This is a genomic window from Flavobacterium sp. MK4S-17 (assembly GCF_009848495.1).
Lineage (GTDB): Bacteria > Bacteroidota > Bacteroidia > Flavobacteriales > Flavobacteriaceae > Flavobacterium.
In genome coordinates this window covers 51,553-72,103 of sequence record NZ_WWEP01000002.1, presented here as the reverse complement: position 1 = coordinate 72,103, position 20,551 = coordinate 51,553, and the positions used below count along the sequence as shown (strand labels likewise).

General features: G+C 37.0%; 13 protein-coding genes. 7 read left to right on the top strand and 6 right to left on the bottom strand.

The window, feature by feature from the left end:
- Together GSF09_RS01670 and GSF09_RS01665 are read right to left on the bottom strand one after the other, a co-directional pair.
- On the bottom strand, positions 1-263 hold a 263-nt coding region (locus GSF09_RS01670), incomplete at its 3' end, for a hypothetical protein (RefSeq protein ID WP_159799192.1).
- A gap of 103 nt (positions 264-366) precedes the next feature.
- Positions 367-3,000 carry an ATP-binding protein gene (locus GSF09_RS01665; RefSeq protein ID WP_159799191.1) on the bottom strand — a complete coding sequence of 878 codons (2,634 nt, stop codon included), beginning with the start codon at positions 2,998-3,000 and terminating at the stop codon, positions 367-369.
- Between the two features lie 195 nt (positions 3,001-3,195).
- Between GSF09_RS01665 and GSF09_RS01660 the strand changes: the two genes are divergently transcribed.
- From GSF09_RS01660 to GSF09_RS01630, 7 genes are all read left to right on the top strand, one after another.
- Entirely contained in the window at positions 3,196-7,395 is a 4,200-nt protein-coding gene (locus GSF09_RS01660) for a hybrid sensor histidine kinase/response regulator transcription factor (RefSeq protein WP_159799190.1), read from the top strand.
- Positions 7,396-7,658: 263 nt separating this feature from the next.
- Complete coding sequence (locus GSF09_RS01655) at positions 7,659-10,664, top strand: TonB-dependent receptor (RefSeq protein WP_236564836.1); 3,006 nt, start codon at positions 7,659-7,661, stop codon at positions 10,662-10,664.
- A gap of 14 nt (positions 10,665-10,678) precedes the next feature.
- Positions 10,679-12,151, top strand: a complete 1,473-nt coding sequence (locus tag GSF09_RS01650; RefSeq protein ID WP_159799188.1) for a RagB/SusD family nutrient uptake outer membrane protein — start codon at positions 10,679-10,681, stop codon at positions 12,149-12,151.
- A gap of 74 nt (positions 12,152-12,225) precedes the next feature.
- The gene (locus GSF09_RS01645) at positions 12,226-13,290 is read left to right on the top strand and encodes a glycoside hydrolase family 130 protein (RefSeq protein WP_159799187.1); all 1,065 of its coding nucleotides are present in this window, start codon (positions 12,226-12,228) and stop codon (positions 13,288-13,290) included.
- The gene (locus GSF09_RS01640; protein ID WP_159799186.1) at positions 13,283-14,575 is read left to right on the top strand and encodes an MFS transporter; all 1,293 of its coding nucleotides are present in this window, start codon (positions 13,283-13,285) and stop codon (positions 14,573-14,575) included. The genes GSF09_RS01645 and GSF09_RS01640 overlap by 8 nt, the downstream gene beginning before the upstream one ends.
- A gap of 9 nt (positions 14,576-14,584) precedes the next feature.
- The gene (locus GSF09_RS01635) at positions 14,585-16,300 is read left to right on the top strand and encodes a hypothetical protein (protein WP_159799185.1); all 1,716 of its coding nucleotides are present in this window, start codon (positions 14,585-14,587) and stop codon (positions 16,298-16,300) included.
- Positions 16,300-17,925, top strand: a complete 1,626-nt coding sequence (locus GSF09_RS01630; protein ID WP_159799184.1) for an alpha-glucosidase — start codon at positions 16,300-16,302, stop codon at positions 17,923-17,925. Before GSF09_RS01635 ends, GSF09_RS01630 begins: the two co-directional genes overlap by 1 nt.
- Before the next feature lie 30 nt (positions 17,926-17,955).
- Here the strand turns inward: GSF09_RS01630 and GSF09_RS01625 are convergent, their stop codons facing one another.
- The 4 genes from GSF09_RS01625 to GSF09_RS01610 all read right to left on the bottom strand — a co-directional run bounded on the left by GSF09_RS01625 (position 17,956) and on the right by GSF09_RS01610 (position 20,551).
- Positions 17,956-18,378, bottom strand: a complete 423-nt coding sequence (locus GSF09_RS01625) for a VOC family protein (protein WP_159799183.1) — start codon at positions 18,376-18,378, stop codon at positions 17,956-17,958.
- A gap of 18 nt (positions 18,379-18,396) precedes the next feature.
- Positions 18,397-19,152 carry a DUF6597 domain-containing transcriptional factor gene (locus GSF09_RS01620; RefSeq protein ID WP_236564835.1) on the bottom strand — a complete coding sequence of 252 codons (756 nt, stop codon included), beginning with the start codon at positions 19,150-19,152 and terminating at the stop codon, positions 18,397-18,399.
- A gap of 16 nt (positions 19,153-19,168) precedes the next feature.
- Positions 19,169-19,831, bottom strand: a complete 663-nt coding sequence (locus GSF09_RS01615; protein WP_159799182.1) for a CPBP family intramembrane glutamic endopeptidase — start codon at positions 19,829-19,831, stop codon at positions 19,169-19,171.
- Positions 19,832-19,927: 96 nt separating this feature from the next.
- Entirely contained in the window at positions 19,928-20,551 is a 624-nt protein-coding gene (locus GSF09_RS01610) for a hypothetical protein (protein WP_159799181.1), read from the bottom strand.

Below are 20,551 nucleotides of genomic sequence, written 5' to 3'. Positions count from 1 at the left end.
GTGATGCCCATGGTTACATCGGTAGCGGTAAATTTATACCATACATCCTGCGAGGCAGTGTTGTCGCACGATATCGTACCGCCATCCATAAGGCTGCCGCTGAAGGTGCCCTGTGCATAGTTACAGCTTGTGCCGGGGGCAATTTCCTGTGCATTGGCGCAAAGGTCGTTATCCGGTGCCGCAATTGCAGATGATGGAGCAGCTTGTATAACACCGCTCACCATTAAAATGATCAAACAAATCAGAGAGGAAAAATTCTTCATATAAACTAATTAAATACTTTATTCATAACTGCAAACATAAGTTATAAAATCAATCAAAAAATATACTCATGTTGCAGGCTCATGCACTATTGTTGCATAATTATTAAACATGTTGGTTTTTAATAAATTGTGAGGGGCTTTCGCCAAAATGTTCTGTAAAGGACTTGGTGAAATAGGACTGGCTGCTGAAACCACATTTAAAAGCTATTTCCGAAATGTTACCATCGCCTGCCTGTAAAAAAACCTTCGCTTTTTCAAGGCGTATCATACGTATAAAGTTGGAAGCAGAAAAACCTGTAAGGCTTACCAGTTTACGATGCAAATGACTTCGGCTTACTGCCATATCAGAGGCCAGTTCATTCACAGAATACTCATGGCTGCCAATGTTGGTAACAATGTGGCCAATAATTTTATTAACATAACTGTTATCACTTTTAATACGTTCCTCAAATGTTTTTGAAGACTTTATGGCTGCCTGATACCTGTCTTTATTTCTGGTAATTGTGGTAAAAATATTATTTAGCGTAAGCTTAAGCTCATCCGGTGAAAAGGGCTTAGCTATATAGGCATCAGCGCCCTGCTCCAGCCCTTCAAGGCGGCTTTTAAGCGAGGCTTTGGCAGAAAATAAAATAACAGGTATATGATTTAAAAGTTCATCATAGCGTATTTCCTTCAGCAATTGTATTCCGTCCTTTTCGGGCATCATAATATCAGAAAGTACTATATCAGGTAATTCCTCCCGAATCCGGCCAATCGCTTCCTGCCCGTTTTTAACATGGATAATATTGAAGTTGTCGCGCAGTATAGATATTGTAAAAGCGGCTGTATCGGCATCGTCCTCAGCCAGTAATAATAAAGGCATGCTTTCTTTCTGCATAGCCGGGCTATGCAGTTGTGCCTCCTGAATGGGAATAGTTATGGTAAACAATGTGCCCGAAGGGCTGCTTTGCAAATGTATGGCGCCATTGGCAAGGTTTACTAACTCCTTGACCAACGATAAACCTATGCCGGTACCGTTTGTACCTGAAGATTGCCTGCCCCTGAAAAAACGATGAAATACTTTCTTTTGTTCATTTTTAGGTATCCCCGGCCCATTATCTCCTACCTCAATAACCAATGTATTACCTTCTATTTTGGATTTTATATGTATTTCCGAACCTTCAGGGCAGTATTTAATAGCATTCCCAATTAAGTTAGAGAGAATTTTATCCAAAACATTTGAAGGAAATGAATGATGACCTTCGGAAAAGTTCTGATTAATAATGCGTATGCCTTCTGACTGTGCCTCGGCTGAGAACCCTTTAACAATATCATCTATAAAATCTGCCGGATTGCCTGTAGTATAATCCAGTTGATAATTGCCTTTACCAAGTTTAGAAGCATCCAGCAATTCATTAACAAGCCTTGTCAGTTTTTTTGCATTTCGTTCTATTAATAGTAACTGTTCTTCATTTTTTGCATCAGGCTCCTGTTTCATTAATTGTACAGGCCCATCAATTAATGTTAGCGGTGTTTTTATTTCGTGGAATATATTTTCAAACAGTTTTAGCTTTTCCTGCTCAAATTGTTGTGTAATTTTTTTCCGTTGGAAAATAAGGTAGAAAACAAAACCTGTTATAATTACTATTAATAATGCTGCAAAAATTATCTGGTTGCGTTGCGCTTTTCCCTTTTCAATCTCCTGTTTATTTAACTGTATCTCCTTCTCTTTCTTTTCTGTCTGGTACTTTACCTCAAGTTCTTCAGCATCCTTTTGTTTTTGAATTAAAGATAAACGCTGGCGGGTTTCATTTTCAAGTTTTTTATATTTATAGGCATTCTTAAAATCACCAACAGATTCATAGGCCAAACTTATACGGTTGTATAAAGCAGGCTTATACTGGTCTTCAGGCCTTTGGTCATTAACCTCAATTGCCTTCAGCATAAAATTTATTGCCAGTCCATAATTTTTCTTTTCCAGATAATAATCCCCAATATTTTGGTAGGTGGTCATCTGGTTTACAATATCTTTATATTTAACTGCCTGGTCAAGCCCCTTTTGATAGTAATACAGGCATGAATCGGGTTTTACTGCCTGGTATGCTGCCCCTATAGAATTATAAACTGTTGCGAGGTATTGCCGCTGTCTATTTTTAATAAGGATTTTCTCTGCCTCTTTAAGTGTTTTTATAGCTTCAGTATAGGACTGGTTTGCAATCTGTAAACTGGCAAGGTTTACAGAAATAAATGCGTAATACTGGTAATCCTTAGCTTCTTTTTTGGCTTGTGCGGCAAGTTTGAGATATTTTTCTGCTTTCTTTAAGTCATTTTGGTAAAAATAACAGACACCTATACCATTGTATATTGTACCTGCAAGAGATTTCTCATCATGCCTTTCAGCCAGTTGCAACCCTCTTAAATAATAGGTAATGGCTTCCTTAACCATGCTTTGTTTTTGGTAAGCCTCCCCAATTTTAGCAAAAGACCTGATTATAATAACATGGCTATTTATTTCTTTACCTGTTTTAGCTGCCTTTTGAGAATAAAAAATTGCTGAATCGGGGTTTTGGCCCAGGAAATACGTTGCCATTTCCAAATGTAATTCTGCCGTTCGCAACCCGTCGGCGCTTTTAATCAATTGGCGGAGTGAATCTGTAGTATTTTGGCAATAGGACTGTGCAGAAATCAGTAGTATAATGACGAAAAGGGGAATATTGCAGATTTTTCTATATCTGCTTCCTATACCCGTACTTAACACAACAGTACTATTTTAGTTGCCATAATTAATCAATAAGTGTGCAAATATATAATAAGTCCTTATATCGTTAACATCATATTTACTATGCGGATTTTTTATTAGTATAAATGGCCAAACAAATATTATATTTTAAAACCGAGGAGGTAGTGCTAATTTTGATTAATTTGTATATTTAATTAATAAATAATAACTAAAATGGGATTTAATATCCTTTTCAACAGTATAAAAAATAAAAACATCATAAAGGCTCTCTTATTTTTATTTATTACCGCATTTATTGGGTGTGATAATGACAGCAGGAAAATTGAAAATACTACAAATAGTACGCTGTCTTATGCCTTACAGGCAGATACGATTAAAAACCCTAAATATTTTTCTGAGCAGATAGATAATACAAAAGGCTTATCAAACAGTTCGGTTAATTGTGTTTTTGAAGATTCCCAGCATTTATTATGGGTTGGCACATGGGACGGCCTTAACAGGTATGACGGTAACAGCTTCAAAATTTTCAGGCCGGAACCGGGTAATAAATTTTCTATCAGCAATCAGGTTATTTTAAAAGTATTTGAGGATAAACAAGGTGATATATGGGTACTTACCATGCATGGGATTAACAGATATAACAAGCAAACCGACTTGTTTACCCAGTTCCTTTTCTCTAATGACAAAAAACCGCCGCTGTCTGAATCGCAGTTTAATATGGCAGTCAGCCCGGGCGGCGAGGTTTACTGTGCTGTAAAAAACTGGGGGCTTGGGTATTTCAGCAAAACAGGTTTTAAGAAATTTTCAGATAAAAACTTACTGCTTAAAAAATATTTAAAGATTGAATTTTTACAATCGGGGGAATTAATAGTACTTACAGAAGATAATATCCTGCAGATATATGATGTGCAAAAATATAATGGTTTAAAAGCCCTTGTTAAGAAAGGAAAAGCCATAAAAAACATAAAAACATTTGAAGTTACAGAAAATCAGGCTGCCATTATCCCTGTGCAGGGAAAGCCATTTATACTTAATACAGAAAACAATAAACGCAGCTTTATACAAGGTTATACTAATGTGGTTGGGCATGTTCCCGATGGTATTGTACTTGCAGATAAATCAGGATATACTATTATAAGCCCTGAAGGTAAGCCCGCAAAAGAATCCTGGCTGCAATATCTGGACAAACATAAAATAACAACAGTAATTAAAGGGAGTGAAAATATTATATGGGCAGGTACTGACGGGGATGGCCTGCTTAAAATATACCCGCTTAAAAAAACTTTTAACCTTATTAATAAAGAGCAAATTCCTGAACTGGACGGCGGAATTGTAAGGGCATTTATAAAAGATGGTAAAAATTCGCTTTGGGTTGCAACAAAAGGGAAAGGGCTTTTTAAACTGGAGAATGATTTTTACAAGAAGGAAAAAATATCCTATAAAAATTTTAATGAGAATAATAGTGTTATTAATAATGCTGTATTTGCTTTATGCAATGCAAAGGATAATTTAATTTTAATAGGGACTGACGGTGAAGGCTTAACAGTTTATGATGGGGTTAGTTCTAAACTTGTTGGATGGCAAGCTATAGCGGGAAGTAAGCAATTGGGTTATTTTCGGTCGGTTTATACTATTTATCAGGATGAACAAGGTTACATCTGGCTCGGTACTAACGGTTATGGCATGATACGCTGCCGCATAGAGCGCGAAGGAAATAAACTGAAAGTTACAGATTTTAAAAATTACCTTGCAAAAGCCGAAGAGAGCAATACATTAAGCAACAATATCATATTTTCAATCATCCCAAAAAGTGATAAGCAGCTATGGATAGGAACCCGGCTGGGTGGCTTAAACCTGTTTGATAAAGAAACGGGTATCTTTAAGTCTTATAAAAACATACCTGGAAATGCAAACAGCCTTTCCAACAACGATATACTATGCCTTGCCACAGATGCTGACAGCACTTTGTGGATTGGTACAAGCTATGGATTAAATACCCTTAAAAAATTTGACCGTAAGGGTAATGCGGTTTTTACAAGCTATACTGTAAAAAATGGGCTCCCTAATAATACAATACACGGAGTTGTACCCTCAGGAAAATCTAATATCTGGATAAGTACAAATTCAGGGCTTTCAAACTTCTCTGTTGAAAAGCAAAAATTCATTAATTATACACAAAGCGAAGGTTTGCAAAATAATGAATTTGCCGATGGTGCTTATTATTATGACAGCCAATCGGGGTTTATATATATGGGCGGGATAAAAGGTTTTAATTATTTCCTTCCGCATAAAATTAAGGAATCAACTGTTATTCCCAATTTGCTTATAGATAAAATAAGCGGGCAAAACCAGCCCCTGCCCTATCATCAGGGATTGGTAATAACACCGCAGTCCAACTCCTCAGCTTCAATTACCTTAAAGCATAACCAAAATTTTTTTGATATACACCACACTGCACTAAGCTATATTAATAATGACAAATGCAGGTATATGTACCAATTGAAAGGATTTGACAAAGAATGGAATAGTATAGGCAACAGGAAGATTATATCTTTCACCAACGTTCCTAAAGGCAATTACTCTTTATGGATGAAATGGAGTAACAGTGATGGTGTGTGGAGCCAACCTGTGCATGCTATAGATATAAGGGTGAAACCCGTTTGGTGGCAGTCTCACATTGCCCTCATATCCTATTTAATACTTGCCATTTGTTTTATATTATTTGTAAGAAGTTATTATTTAAAGCGGCAGTCATTAAACCAAAATATACTTTTTAGAAAACGGGAAGAAGAACTGCATGAAAACAGACTGGCCTTTTTTACCAATATTGCGCATGAGTTTTTAACACCACTAACGCTGATTGTAGGGCCCGCACAAAAACTTTCGGAGGAAGCAGGTTATGAAGGCAGGAGCCGCAAGTATATGAACATGATTCAACGTAATGCTTCCCGGCTACTTTTTTTAACACAGCAATTACTGGAATTCAGGAAAGCGGAACACGATTATCTTGAAGTTTCGGTAAAAGAGTTTGATTCGGTAAGCCTTATAGAACAGATAGCTGAGCTTTTTGATGATTTAGCACTGGATAAAAATATAAATTATTCACTGGATATTTCATCTTCCCTGCAAGGGTGGTATGATAAAGACAAGCTGGAGAAAATTATTTTCAACCTTATGTCCAATGCTTTTAAGTATACGCCCAGAAATGGTACTATCAGCCTAAAGTGCTTTATAGAAAAACAGGATATAAACAAGCTAAACATAACTATAACAAATAGCGGAAAAGGAATACCAAAAGAAAAACTGGAATCGTTATTTGACCGTTTTTTCCTTACCGATACTAATATACCGGCTGATACAGAAATGTTCAGGACAGGAATAGGGCTTGCTTACATTAAAAAACTTGTAACTGTATTGCACGGGGAAATTAATATAAAGAGTATCCCTGACAGTGAAACAACATTTGAAATTCTTATACCTTGCGAAAAGGAGGCGTTTAAGGAAAAGGAAATTGACAACAGCACATCTTCGGTTATCATATCAAGCCACCTTAAAAACATACTTGAAGAAACTGATGATAAGCAAACGTTTGTGCCTGAAAAAATTTCGACATTAGATGCTGTTGAAAACAGTAAAAAAACAATTTTGATAGTAGAAGATGAAAAGGAAATACACAATTATCTAAATGATTTGCTTCAGGCAAAATACAGGTTACTTTCTGCCTATAACGGTGCCGAAGCATTGGAAATAGTTAAGCAAGAAATACCCGACCTGATAATAAGCGATGTAATGATGCCGGTAATGGATGGGGTTGAATTATGCAAAAACATAAAAAATAATATCAGCACCTGCCATATCCCATTTATAATGCTAACGGCTAAAAGTTCTGTTATCCACAGGATAGAGGGTTTGGAAAGCGGTGCAAATTCATATATACCAAAGCCTTTTTACCCCGAGCATCTTTTGGTTAGAGTACAAAAGCTACTGGAAGAAAAGGAACTTATACTAAAGCATTTTACACAGGATACACTTATTGAAAACCTGCCGGAAATGCAAATAGATAATGATGATAAGGCATTTATAAAAAATTTAATTGAATTCATTAAAAAGCATATTGATGATGAAAAATTAAGTGCGTCACTGGCAGAAAAGGAAATGGGAATAAGCGCATCGCAGTTATACAGGAAAACTAAAGAAAACTTTAATCTTTCTCCGGGCGACCTGATAAGGACAATCAGGCTAAAATATGCTGCTGAGCTATTGCGGAAAAACCAATTTACAGTATCTGAAATTTGCTATAAAGCCGGTTTTAATAACCGTTCGTACTTTTACAGGGAGTTTAAAAAAGTTTATAATACCACTCCTAAAAATTATCAAATGTTATATAAATCCAAATCATCTGCTTTTAAGTAGTTGAAAAACAGAAACATTGCAATTAGTGTACACTTTTGAATAAATAGTGTACACTAATTTTTTTGCTCTATAATTACATTTACAACGTTTTCGTAGTCGTAAAAAAACAAACTTCACATTTAAACTAACTATTTATTATTAACCATGAGAAAAAAAACATTTATTACTAACAAATCATCAGTATTAATATGAGCAGAAAAATTACGTATTACATGTTATTTATTTGCACAATTATGTGCGGAGGCATGTTAAGTGCACAAACTGTGAGCGGAACCGTATCTGACGCAACAGGACCTCTCCCGTCAGCAACTGTTATGGTTAAAGGAACCAATATAAATACAGTTACAGATTTTGACGGGAAGTACACCATAAGCAACCTTGGCGACAATGCTGTTTTAGTATTTAGCTATATGGGGTATGTATCACAGGAAATAGCAACAAACGGGCAAACAGAAATTAATGTTATTTTAGCCGAAGACACCAAAAATCTTAGTGAGGTTGTAATTACAGGTTATGTTGGCCAAAAGAAAAACTCAATATCAGGTGCTGTTGCACAGGTAAATCTTGATAACCTTGCCAAAACCCGTATTCCTGATGTGGCACAGGCGTTACAAGGGCAGGTAGCCGGTGTATTTGTAGCTGCAAATACCGGTGCACCAGGCGATGGTATTAAGTTACGTATTCGCGGCGAAGGCACATTAGGAAATAATGATGTACTTTATGTTGTAGATGGTGTACCTACCAGGGATATTACTTTCCTTAACCAAAATGACATACAGTCAATGTCTGTTTTAAAGGACGCGGCAGCTGCTTCCATTTACGGTTCAAGGGCAGCCGGCGGTGTTGTAATTATAACCACAAGGCAGGGTGCCGAAGGAAAAACAAGCCTTAATGTAGATGTATTTACAGGAATACATTATGCCACAAATTTACCGGATATGCTTAATGCAGATCAGTATTTAACTGTGAAGGACAGGGCTTGGCATAATACTATAGGCAATGACCCCAATGCAGAGAGCCCTTATGCTTTTGACAAGAGGACAAGAACCGACCTTGCTGATACCGACTGGCTTGATGAATTATTTACCACAGGTTTATCAAATAATGTACAGGTTTCTGCAAGCGGTGCTACCGATAAGGTACAATACTTGGTTTCGGGTGGTTATTACGGTATCAACGGTATAGTAACTGAAAACAATGATATGTACAAGCGTGTTAACTTCAGGACAAACCTTAATGCTAAATTAAGCGAAAGGTTTACAGTGGGTACCAACCTGCAGTTAACATTCCAGTCGCAGGATAAGCTTTCTTCCAGCGGAGATGCCCCAGGTGTAATAAGGCATGCTATGATACGCCCTCCGGTAATCCCTGTTTACAAAGACAGAAGCGACCCAACCTACAGTGCTAACGACCCTTATACTGATTTGCCATTTTATACGGGGCCTGCCGATGGCTGGAGCAAGATTTACGAATATACATCAAACCCGCTTGCTATTGTACATTTTACTGACGATAAAAGGAACAGGTTCCAGACTTTTGGCAACGTGTATGCAGAATATGCTTTCCTATCAGATAAGTCTTTAAAATTCAGGAGTAATCTTGGTGTTGACCTTACTTTTTCACACAATAAAAATTTTGCCGAGAATTATGGAGACCCAAATATTTCTGATGCAGGTAATATTTATTATACACTGGGCAGGAATAACAGGCCTAACAGCCTGAATGAGAACAGGGGCCAGGATGTTACCTTTACATGGTCTAATACCTTAAATTATGTAAAAACATTTGATGAAGTACATAGCCTTAATGCATTGCTGGGTACAGAGTTTATAAGGAATAAACAATCTGCAATAGGCGGTGCAAGGTCTAATTATGATAATACTACAGAGCCTTTCAGGTATCTTGATTTTGGTGGGCTTGGCAGCAGCAATACCCCCTACCCTTACAGTTCCGGTTCTGCCAGCAGCTGGAGCCTTATGTCTTTCTTTGGTTCGGCAACCTATGGTTATGATAATAAATACTATGCCACAGCAACATTAAGGGCAGACGGTTCCTCAAGGTTCGGCCCTAATAATAAATGGGCATACTTTCCATCTTTTGCCGGTAACTGGATAATATCGCACGAAGATTTTATGCAAAATGTTAGCTGGCTGCCATATTTAAAGTTAAGGGCAAGCTGGGGTCAGGCCGGTAACCAGGAAATTCCAAACAATGCTTATGAAACCCTTGTATCTACAACAGGAGGTGTTGTAAATATTGTACGTTATGGTAATCCTGACCTTAAATGGGAAACCACTACACAAACCAACATAGGGCTTGACTTTGGTTTTTTTGATAATAAACTTTCATTTACAGCCGATTACTTCCATAAAAAGACAGAAGATATACTGCTAAGTGTTAAGTTACCTGTAGCATCAGTAGGCGCTATTGAAAGGACTTATGTAAATGCAGGTGAAGTGGTAAATAAAGGTTTTGAATTTGGCTTAAATTATCAGAATAATGATAATGAGTTCAAATATGGTGTAAACGCCAATATAGCTACGCTTGATAATGAAGTGACCAAGCTTTATACTTACGTAAAAAATATTGATGATACTTTCACCCATACAAGAACAGTAACCGGGCAACCTATCAGTTCTTATTACGGACTGGTATTTGATGGCATATACCAAAATGCCTCAGAAGTAAGCTCACATCTTTATACAAATGCAAACGGCGCACAGCCGGGCGATATGAAGTTTAAAGACCTTAATAACGACGGGCAGATAAATGATGATGACAGGACTTTTATAGGAAACCCAATACCAGAAATAACCTATGGTCTTTCATTTAATGCTTCATACAAAAACTTTGATATTTCATTTTTATGGCAGGGTGTTGGAAATGTGGACAGGTATAACGACCTGAAACAAATACTTGATTATGATACACGTCCGTTTAATTCAACTACAGCGGTTTTAAACAGTTGGGATGGCGAAGGATCAAGCAATACTACACCGCGCCTTACATTTAATGATAATGGAGGAAAAAGGGTTTCTAGCAAGTTTGTGGAAGATGCCTCCTACTTAAGGCTTAAAAATGTTGAAATAGGATACACATTTAACGATGCTTTTAAAGGCATAGACAATTTAAGGATATATATATCAGGGCAAAACCTTTTAACCTTTACAGATTATACAGGCCTTGACCCGGAATCTACCTCTTTAATTGATATGGGTACTTACCCACAGTCGGCAGCCGTGATTTTCGGGGCAAGAATAAAACTTTAAAAAATTAATTGTTTATGAAAAATTATTTAAAAATAGGAATAGTACTTGGAGCTTTTATTTTTGCAGGCTGTGAAGATGAGCTAACTCAGGAACCAATTGGCTTAATAACTAAAGACCAGGCCGATACCACACCAACTATTACCACATTAGAAACTTCGGTTAGGTCGTCATATGACCTGCTTTCCAACAGGCTGAATATATTAGGGGATTGGAACTGGGGAGCCGGCCTCGTTATACAAAACGACTATATACTTCAGGATATAGCTTCTGATGATATGGAAAAAAAATGGGTGATGGATGGAGACCAGCCATGGATTGATGATATCAACAATTTTAATTTTACATCAGAAAACCCCGGGCCTAATGGCTTATGGACTTATAACTACGAAGGTATAAAAAGGATAAACATTGCACTGGAGCAACTTACCAATCCTGAAATTGAAACTATTACCGGCATTACTACCGAAAGAAAGGAACAACTGCTTGGTGAGGCTTATTTTTTAAGGTCATACTACTACTTCTCCTTAGTTACCAATTTTGGCGATGTACCGTTAATACTTAGGCCTGTAAAATCATACCAGGAAGCTTTTGAAGTGGTTGTAAGGGTTGACAAAAATCTTGTGTGGGAACAAATTAAAAATGATCTTACACTATCAAAAGATTTATTGCCGGATACCAAATATTCATCTGACACTGAAAAATGGAGGGCTTCTAAAGGTGCAGCAATAGCTTTACTGGCAAAATCAGAGCTATATACGGAAAACTGGAATGCAGTACCGGGTCTTGTTGACCAGCTTGCTCCGCTTGGTTTTGGCTTAAACAGCAACTATTTTGATAGTTTCAGTACAGAATTTACCGATAATGAAGTGATTTTTGCATTTGACCACCAAACTAATGCTACACCAAGGAGAGGAAATGGGCTTAATGCACTTTTAGGATGGGGATTTTTTGCGCCGACTACTGATTTCCTTAATGCCTTCGAGCCTAATGATCCCAGAAAGCTCTATACTGTAGATGTATCCAATAAAAATGTTAATAAACTGCTTGGCAGCCTGAATGGCACTAATGAAGGAAATGATGATGGCCCTAATAATAAAATATACATCCGCTATGCCGATGCTTTATTATGGAAGGCTGAAGCACTAAACGAAACCGGCGACCAGGCTGGTGCCATAGCCATTATAAACGAAATAAGGCAAAGGGCAAGAAACGGTGTTGATGCCAATGGCAATCCTGTACCGGCTGGTACATTGCCTGACAGGCCGGCATCTAATGACCCCGCTGTTGTAAAAGGGTGGTTAATTCATGAAAGAAGGGTTGAGCTTGGCTTTGAAAACCAGCGTTTCCTCGACCTTAAAAGATGGGGTATTGCACAACAGGTACTACAGGCACATGGTAAAAACTTCCAGCCGAAGCACATGCTGTATCCTATCCCACAATCAGAAATTGATGCATCCGGAGGTGCTTTAACACAAAATGACTATTAAAATTTAGATTAGTTTGGGTTGACTCAGTTCCTGCACTGGCAGGGCTGGGCCAACCCATAATATTACAATATAACATGAAAGATATAGCAAAGCGTTTTGCTGAAAACCCTTTACTTTCTCCTAAAGATTTAGCTCCCAGCAGGGATGGGCTCACAATAACCTGCTTGCTTAACCCGGGTGTATTCCGTTTTGAAAATAAAACCTGGCTCATTGTGCGTGTAGCGGAAAGGCCGGAACAGAAGGCTGAAAGTATTTCATTTCCGGTACTGACTGAACAGGGAAACATCAATATTATAGAAATTGACAAAAGTGATCCTGAACTTATAGCTGATGACGCAAGGGTTATAAATTATAAAGGCAGTGATTACCTTACTACATTGTCGCATTTAAGGCTTTTATGCAGCGATGATGGTATTAATTTTTATGTGCCTGAAGGCTACAAATCGCTTGTAGGCGAAGGCGGGCATGAAACATTTGGTATTGAAGACTGCAGGGTGGCGTTAATTGAAGGTAAATATTACTTAACATTTACATCGGTATCCCCTATGGGGGTTGCAGTTGGGCTTCGCACTACAGCGGACTGGAAAAACTTTGAAAAACACGGGCTTATATTCCCGGCACATAATAAAGACTGTGCCATTTTTGAAGAAAAAATTAATGGGCTTTATTATGCCCTGCACAGGCCCAGCAGCGTTGACATAGGCGGTAATTATATCTGGATTGCCTCCTCGCCAGATGGTATAAACTGGGGCAATCATAAATGTATAGTAACTACACGCAAGGGCATGTGGGACAGCAAGCGTGTTGGTGCAGGTGCAGCCCCAATAAAAACCGATAAAGGCTGGCTGGAAATATACCATGGTGCTAACGAAAACCACTATTACTGTCTTGGGGCGGTGCTGCTGGACAGTAATGACCCGTCAAAAGTTATTGCCCGTACAGATGAACCAATAATGGTGCCTTTAGCCGATTATGAACTAAATGGCTTTTTTGGTAAAGTAGTATTTACCAACGGCCACATAGTTGAGCCTGAAGGAGATACCATAACATTATACTATGGTGCTGCCGATGAATTTGTGTGTGGGGCCAAATTCTCTGTAAAAGAAATACTTTCACTCTTAAAATATAATAATGCTTAAAAAACTTGTAAGGGAGGTAGACCATTTTAAAAGCCAGTCGCACAATTTCCGCATCCTGGTGTTAACCAACCTGGTTTATGCACTGGTGCTGCCTGTTATAGATATTTTTGTGGCGGCATATATTATGAGGAATTCTAATGACACCTCTAAAGTTGTTATATACCAGTTAGCCATATATACAGGTATTCCTGTTACTTTTCTCATCAATGGCTTTCTCTTAAAACATATCAATATAAAAACTTTATATTCGGTCGGGATGATGTTAAGCGGCGTTTCCATGATAATAATGATGTCGCTTAAAACGCTTGACCTTGCAGGCATAGGTGTAGCAGGTATCACTATGGGGTTATCTTTTGGCTTGTATTGGTCAAACCGCGACTATTTAGCGATATTCACCACTAATGATGACAACAGGAACTACTATTACGGGCTTGAAACATTTTTTTATACTATAATTGCTATTATCATACCCGCAGCAATCGGCTGGTTTATTCAGTCGAAACCGGGGCCTGCTGAAAAACACGATGCCTATGTAGTAATTACAATCATAGTTTTTATTATAACTATGGCAGCATCAGCTGTTTGTTTCCGGGGTAAATTTGTAAATCCTGTACAAAAAAAATACATTTTTTTTAAGTTTCACCCGCTGTGGTATAAATTGTTATCACTCGCTATGCTTAAAGGGCTTGCCCAGGGATTTTTAGTAACAGCACCAGCCATGCTTATCTTTAAAATACTGGGCGAAGAAGGCGCTTTGGGAAATGCCCAGTCTATTGGTGCAGTGCTTGCCGCTATCATCATATATTTTATAGGCAGGTTTTCCAAACCTTCGGACAGGGTTAAAACATTTTCGGTAGGTTTAATATTATTTGCCGTAGGAGCCTGTGTAAACGGATTCATGTTTAACCAGACAGGCGTGGTAATATTTTTACTGCTTTTACTGATAGCCAAGCCTTTAATGGACCTGGCCTATTTCCCTATACAGTTAAGAGTTATTGATATTGTTTCCCGCATAGAGAAAAGAGGTGAGTTTGCTTACATACTTAACCATGAAGCAGGGCTTTATGCAGGAAGGCTTTTAGGTGCAGGTACTTTTTTGGCATTGTATTATACCGTGTCTGAAGATTTTGCCCTAAGGTATGCCATAGCTATAATAGCTATATTGCAGTTGCTTTCCATTTTTGTAAGTAAAAATATCATAGCGCAGGGTAATAAAATACTTCCTGAAAAAGAAGATACTGAAGACCCGAAAGTACTTGAAGAAACAGCTACTAACTTAGTTTAAATATTAAAAATGAAAATACTATCCCGTTTTAGCCTATTCAGTTTTATAATTACAGGTATTGCCGCATTTGCGCAGGTTGGGCAAAAACCCATACCAAGGGTAAATGAAATGGCAGATATGCCAAAACCATTTAAAATTATTGATTACAACAAGCTGGCAAAGGACTTTGATGCTACAGTATATGATTTTAACGCTAAAGGCCCGTTTTGGCCAATGGTGTGGATAGACAAATCACAAAAAAATTATCCGCAGGACGTTGTGGGGCTATACACTGCAGTAGGCGATGTGCGCCAGGGGCCGGATAATAATAACGGCATGTTTCATGAAGCACTGGCTACAATGGGTGCTACCCTGGGAGCTACATTAGTAGGTATTGACAAAACTAAAGGAAAATACAATTATGTAGCCATGCTTAAAAATTATTTTAACCGCGAAACCGGCTGGAATATAATGATGAATAACACCTGTCCCGAAGTAGCTTTATTGGGCGGCGGTTATGGTCGTGACTGGTGGTATGATGTATATCCTAATGTATTGTTTTATGCCATATATGATAACTACGAAAATGAGCCGGGATTAGAGGAAATAGCAAAAACAATAGCCGATAAATTTTATGAGGCTGACCGTATTTTAAATGGTAATTATAACTACTCCTATTTTGATTACGGAAAAATGAAACCCATGACAAATAACATCTGCATACAGCCGGATGCAGCAGCGGGACATGCATGGGTGTTATATTCTGCCTATAAAAAATTTGGTGATGAAAAATATTTAAAAGGTGCTTTATCTGCACTAAATGCACTGGAAGCGCAGCCACAAAACCCTACGTATGAATTATTAATGCCATTTGGGGCATACCTTGCTGCCAGGATAAATGCAGAGCAGGGAAAAAATTATGATGTTGACAAAATGCTTGACTGGAGCTTTAACGGCACTGCTATTTGCAGGGAAGGCTGGGGCGTGCTTACAGGTAACTGGAATGGTTATGATATTTCAGGAATTGTAGGCAGCACTGTTGACCATGGCGGTTATGGTTTCCTTATGAATACTTATGATGCTGCATGGCCGCTTGTACCAATGGTGCGGTACAATCAGCGTTATGCCGATGCCATAGGCAAATGGATGCTGAATGCGGCCAATGCGTCAAAATTCTTTTATCCGCAATACATGCCAGACGAACATGAAACGATACCGAGCAAGGCAAAGGCCGGCAAAAATGTAATTGCCTATGAGGGGATTATAAAAAGCTCCAACCTTGCTGATTACAAAGATGTAAAAGCACCTGTGGCACAAGGCGATGGCCCGTTATGGGTTCCGGGCAAAAATCCGCCCGAATCGCAGTTAAGTGTATATGGCAGCGGTCATGTGGGTATATTTGGCAGCATTATTAAAAAAACAGATGTGGAAGGCATATTACAGCTTGACCTTTTGGCTACCGACTTTTTCAGGGATGAGGCATACCCTACTTATTTATATTACAATCCGTATAACGAAGCAAAAAAAGTAACTGTAAAAACAAAGCCCGGAAAAAAGCATGATATATATGACACCGTATCAGGCAGGTTCCTTGCTAAAAATATTACATCATCTGCCAAAATTACTTTAGGCGCAAAAAGTTCGGCAGTTTTGGTTTTAGTCCCTGCCGGTGGTAAAGTAACTTATTCAGGCTCTAAAATGATGATAGATAATATTGTTACAGATTACAATGCCATGCACAAATAATGAATTACAAACTGCTTGCACCGTTAATTTTCTTTTTTATAAACTGTACTTATCTAAAAGCGCAGCATGCCGATAAAATATGGTGGAAGGAAAGTGTTTTTTATCAGATTTACATGCCGAGCTATGCCGACAGTAACGGAGACGGCTATGGTGATTTTAAAGGTATAACCAGCAAACTTGATTATTTGCAAAAACTGGGGGTTAAAGGAATATGGCTTACGCCATTCCTTTTTTCCCCTAAAGTAGATAACGGGTATGATGTTGCCGATTATTATAAAGTTGACCCTGTATATGGCAGCATGGCTGATTTTGAATATTTTTTGAACGAGGCCCACAAAAGAAACATAAAGGTAATAATGGATATGGTTTTAAACCATACTTCCACCGAAAGCAGATGGTTTCAGGAAGCCAAACAATCTAAGGATAACCCTTACCGCGACTATTATATATGGAGGGATAAGCCTAATAACTGGGAATCATTTTTTGGAGGCCCGGCTTGGGAATATGATACCATTACGCAACAATACTATTATCATAAATTTGATGTGCGCATGGCTGACCTCAACTGGCAGAACCCTAAAGTTAAGCAGGAAGTAAAAAATATTTTAAAATTTTGGCTTGACAAAGGCATTGATGGTTTTAGGCTAGATGTAATTAACTTTTTAACCACCAATGGTATTACTGATGATAATCCTTTAAAAAATGGCAGCCAGCAACATTTGCATGATATTGACCAACCGGGGGTTAAAGATGCGATGCGTATGATTAAAGCCACAGTAAATGAATATCCGGAGAAGTTTATTGTTGGCGAAATAGGCAGTGATAAAATAGAGGTGCTAAAACAATACCAGTCAAACGAATTACTGGATGTTGTATTTAATTTTAATTTTGGCAGTATTCCTGCTTTTTCAGCAGAGGGGATTTATAAGGAGCTAAAAAGCATGGAAGAGCATATGGGCAACTACCCTACCCTGTTTTTTGGCAGCCATGATATGCCGCGGATGATTGATAGGCTTGCCGGTGGCGATGCTAAAAAAGCGGAAGCCCTTGCCACAATTATACTTACAGCTAAGGGCATACCATTTATTTATTATGGAGAAGAAATAGGAATGCAGAATATAACTGCCAACAGTTATAATGAGATAATTGACATACAAGGCAAAACACATTACAGGCTTGCGATTAATAAAGGAAATACTGTGCAGGAATCCTTAACAGAAGCCAACAAACACAACAGAGACAAGTCCCGAAGCCCGATGCAGTGGAGCGATGCTACGTTTGCCGGTTTTTCAAATAGGAAAAGCTGGATAAAAATAAGCCCTTCTTATAAAACCAATAATGTGCAAAAGCTTGAAAAAGAAAAGAATTCAATATTTAACTCCTATAAAAAACTAATAGCATTACGCAACAAAACCAAAGCTTTACAATATGGCGAATATGAAGAATTAAATTATTTGGATGAAAGAATAAGTTATGTGCGTAATTATAAAAATGAAAAAGTAACTGTAATTATTAATTTTGGCAAACAGCATAAAATTGAAATTCCTGAAAATTCTGTAGTATTACAGGGCAATGTAAATTTAGGGCTTAATGAATATATAATATTTACTGAAAAAAACCAGTAGTGCAAGTAAATCGCTTAATCATTAAAATACTTACTCCGATTTTTCTGCAAACCCCAGTATATATCCGTTAATGTCTTTCAGATAAAATTCCTGCATACCGTACCAGGTTGTTTTTAAATCTGTTACTTCAAGGTTTCTTGATTTCATTTCCTGATGAAATTCCTTAATACCAACTATGTCCATATAAAACGAAACAGATGCTCCAAGAGGTACATTTTTAGCAAAAACAACATCTTCCTTAAAAGAATCTGTGCGCTGAAAAAAAATAGCAACATTATCTTTTTGTATCATAGCGTAAACATACTCTTTACCTTCTTTAAAATTTTGTTCTATTCCATCCTGTGTATAAGGAACAGCCATTACCAGTTTAAAACCAAAATTATCCTGATAAAATGCAACTGCTTCTTTAACATCGGCTACTTCAAAATTGGGGGTGAGTTTAGTAATTTTCATTATGATTTGATTTAAAAGTTATAATGCAAAATTACTTTTGTGACTTAGTAGCCAATTGTAAAAATCGGACATTTTCATTTCTGAATAATTCACCCGGTGTGTTTCCTGTATGCTTTTTAATTTCCTTAATGAAATGTGACTGGTCAAATAGTTTTCTCCCGGAAAAAGATTTCCATGAGAGATATCTTTATAAGAAGAATTACAACGGACTATGTTTAAAAATGCTTTCAGCGAAAAGCCAAACTGCTGGTTGAAGTAGCGGTTTATCTGCCGGCTGCTCCAATGAGTACTCTCCGAAAGTGATTTGACACATAAGTTATGCTCATTATAAATACTTTTAAAAAGTTTTAATTTCCTCCTGTCTATCTCTTTTAAATGTTTAATTGAATTTTCTATAAGGTTACTAATTTCAGTAACAAATACTTCAAAATCGTGGGCCGTAAATCTATCTATATTCCAAAATTGCAGGGGTAAATCTTTTGTAGTATTTAAAATAGATTTTATCTCGTGCTTAAATAAATATTCAGCCGCCAAAAGTTTGAAACGTATAGCTAAAAGTTTTGTAGATTTCGGGATTTTTATACTGACAGGGTGTGTCCATACTCCTGTGAGCTTAACATATTTAAGTGAATTATCTTCAAACCCGGCAATCAAATCAAAGTAACCGTCTGGAATAATAGTGTGCTCAAAGTCACATTCATCGGTTTCATATTCCCAAAAACATTGGATGAAATTAACGGTGAAACCATAGGGCTTTACTTCTCTGTATTTCATTGATTGCTTTTTATTATCAGTTTAATACCAAAGTAAATAAATTCATTGCTATATGTAATGCTATACTGTACCTCACATCATTGGTTTTGAAGTATATGAGGCAGAGTAAAATACTACCTATAAAAAAGATTAATAAGTTATTAATATCCAAATGTGAAATACTGAACAGTAGGCTTGTAAGCACTATGGACGGGTATAATTTATAGGTGGATTTTAACTTTGCAAAAATCAATTTTCTAAAAAGCAGTTCTTCTAATACTGGAGTAATTAATAACACCCGCAGAAGGCTGTAATAAGAAAAAAATGAATTGAAATCCAAGATATTAAGTTTTGTAAATGATATTCTTGAATCAGGTAAGCCGAAAAAAAACGGGTACTGAAATAAAGGGCTTACCACTACCCAGATAAAAGCTATTGCTATAAATAAAGTGAATAATTTAAAACCTGAAAAAGATTTTTTTAGTACTAAACCATTACTCTTTAAAACTATTTTCGCACCAATTAAAAAAGTAAATAAAAGGCTCAAATCTATCCCGATTTGAACGCTGTCCTTCATATCTGTTTTCGGAAACAGATAGTGAAAAAGCAATGCGTAGGAAAATTCCAATACTATTAATAAAACTACCAAAAGAATGGCTTTAAACGCAATACCGCCTTTATCCTTAATTAATTCCCTCAATATAAAAATGTTTAGTTATAAATACTTTTCAATTATACTAAATAAACAGGGCTGCTCCAAATATGAAGCAGCCCCATTTACAGTATAAAAAACAATTTATTGTAAAGATTTTAATTTTTCATACACACGATAACTAAATTCATTTATAGCATTTTCAATCATCCTGTCAGCATTAGCTGCACCGCCTGCCCCCATCACTATAACACCAGGTATAGTGTAAGATTCACGGGGCTCATTAATTTGCTCATGTGCTGCTCTTATTTTGAATAACACAGAATCATTTTTAATAAGTCTTCCTGATATCCTAAATATAAAGGTATCTTTATCGGCATCTCCAATAACTTCATTATCAGCATCCGTAACCGTTATATTTTCAGAATATTCTTCAAATAAAATAGTATCAAGCCTTAACGCTATTTCACTACTTGTGTTGAAGACAATATTTCTTTTCCTGAGTTTTTTTTCTAAAAGCTCTTTAACTTTATACTTCTTTTCTGCTCCTATACTATCCTCAGCATCATAAAACCACACATCTTTGTGAAGTTTAGCGATTACTTCCGGCTGATATTGAAAATTGATTTCAACCTGATTTTTAAATTTTTTATTTTTCCATTTAAAATCATTAGACAAATTTTCAAAACTTAGCATATTGCATGAAGAAGCCATTAAAGCAATACCTGCAAATATTAATAATTTTATGCCAAAATGAATTTGCTGCAT

Excerpts from the sequence above, each read along its gene's own strand:
- GSF09_RS01660 (WP_159799190.1), top strand. The coding sequence starts at position 3,196 with ATGGGATTTAATATCCTTTTCAACAGTATAAAAAATAAAAACATCATA.
- GSF09_RS01650 (WP_159799188.1), top strand. The coding sequence starts at position 10,679 with ATGAAAAATTATTTAAAAATAGGAATAGTACTTGGAGCTTTTATTTTT.
- GSF09_RS01645 (WP_159799187.1), top strand. The coding sequence starts at position 12,226 with ATGAAAGATATAGCAAAGCGTTTTGCTGAAAACCCTTTACTTTCTCCT.
- GSF09_RS01640 (WP_159799186.1), top strand. The coding sequence starts at position 13,283 with ATGCTTAAAAAACTTGTAAGGGAGGTAGACCATTTTAAAAGCCAGTCG.
- GSF09_RS01635 (WP_159799185.1), top strand. The coding sequence starts at position 14,585 with ATGAAAATACTATCCCGTTTTAGCCTATTCAGTTTTATAATTACAGGT.
- GSF09_RS01630 (WP_159799184.1), top strand. The coding sequence starts at position 16,300 with ATGAATTACAAACTGCTTGCACCGTTAATTTTCTTTTTTATAAACTGT.
- GSF09_RS01625 (WP_159799183.1), bottom strand. The coding sequence starts at position 18,378 with ATGAAAATTACTAAACTCACCCCCAATTTTGAAGTAGCCGATGTTAAA.
- GSF09_RS01620 (WP_236564835.1), bottom strand. The coding sequence starts at position 19,152 with ATGAAATACAGAGAAGTAAAGCCCTATGGTTTCACCGTTAATTTCATC.
- GSF09_RS01610 (WP_159799181.1), bottom strand. The coding sequence starts at position 20,551 with ATGCAGCAAATTCATTTTGGCATAAAATTATTAATATTTGCAGGTATT.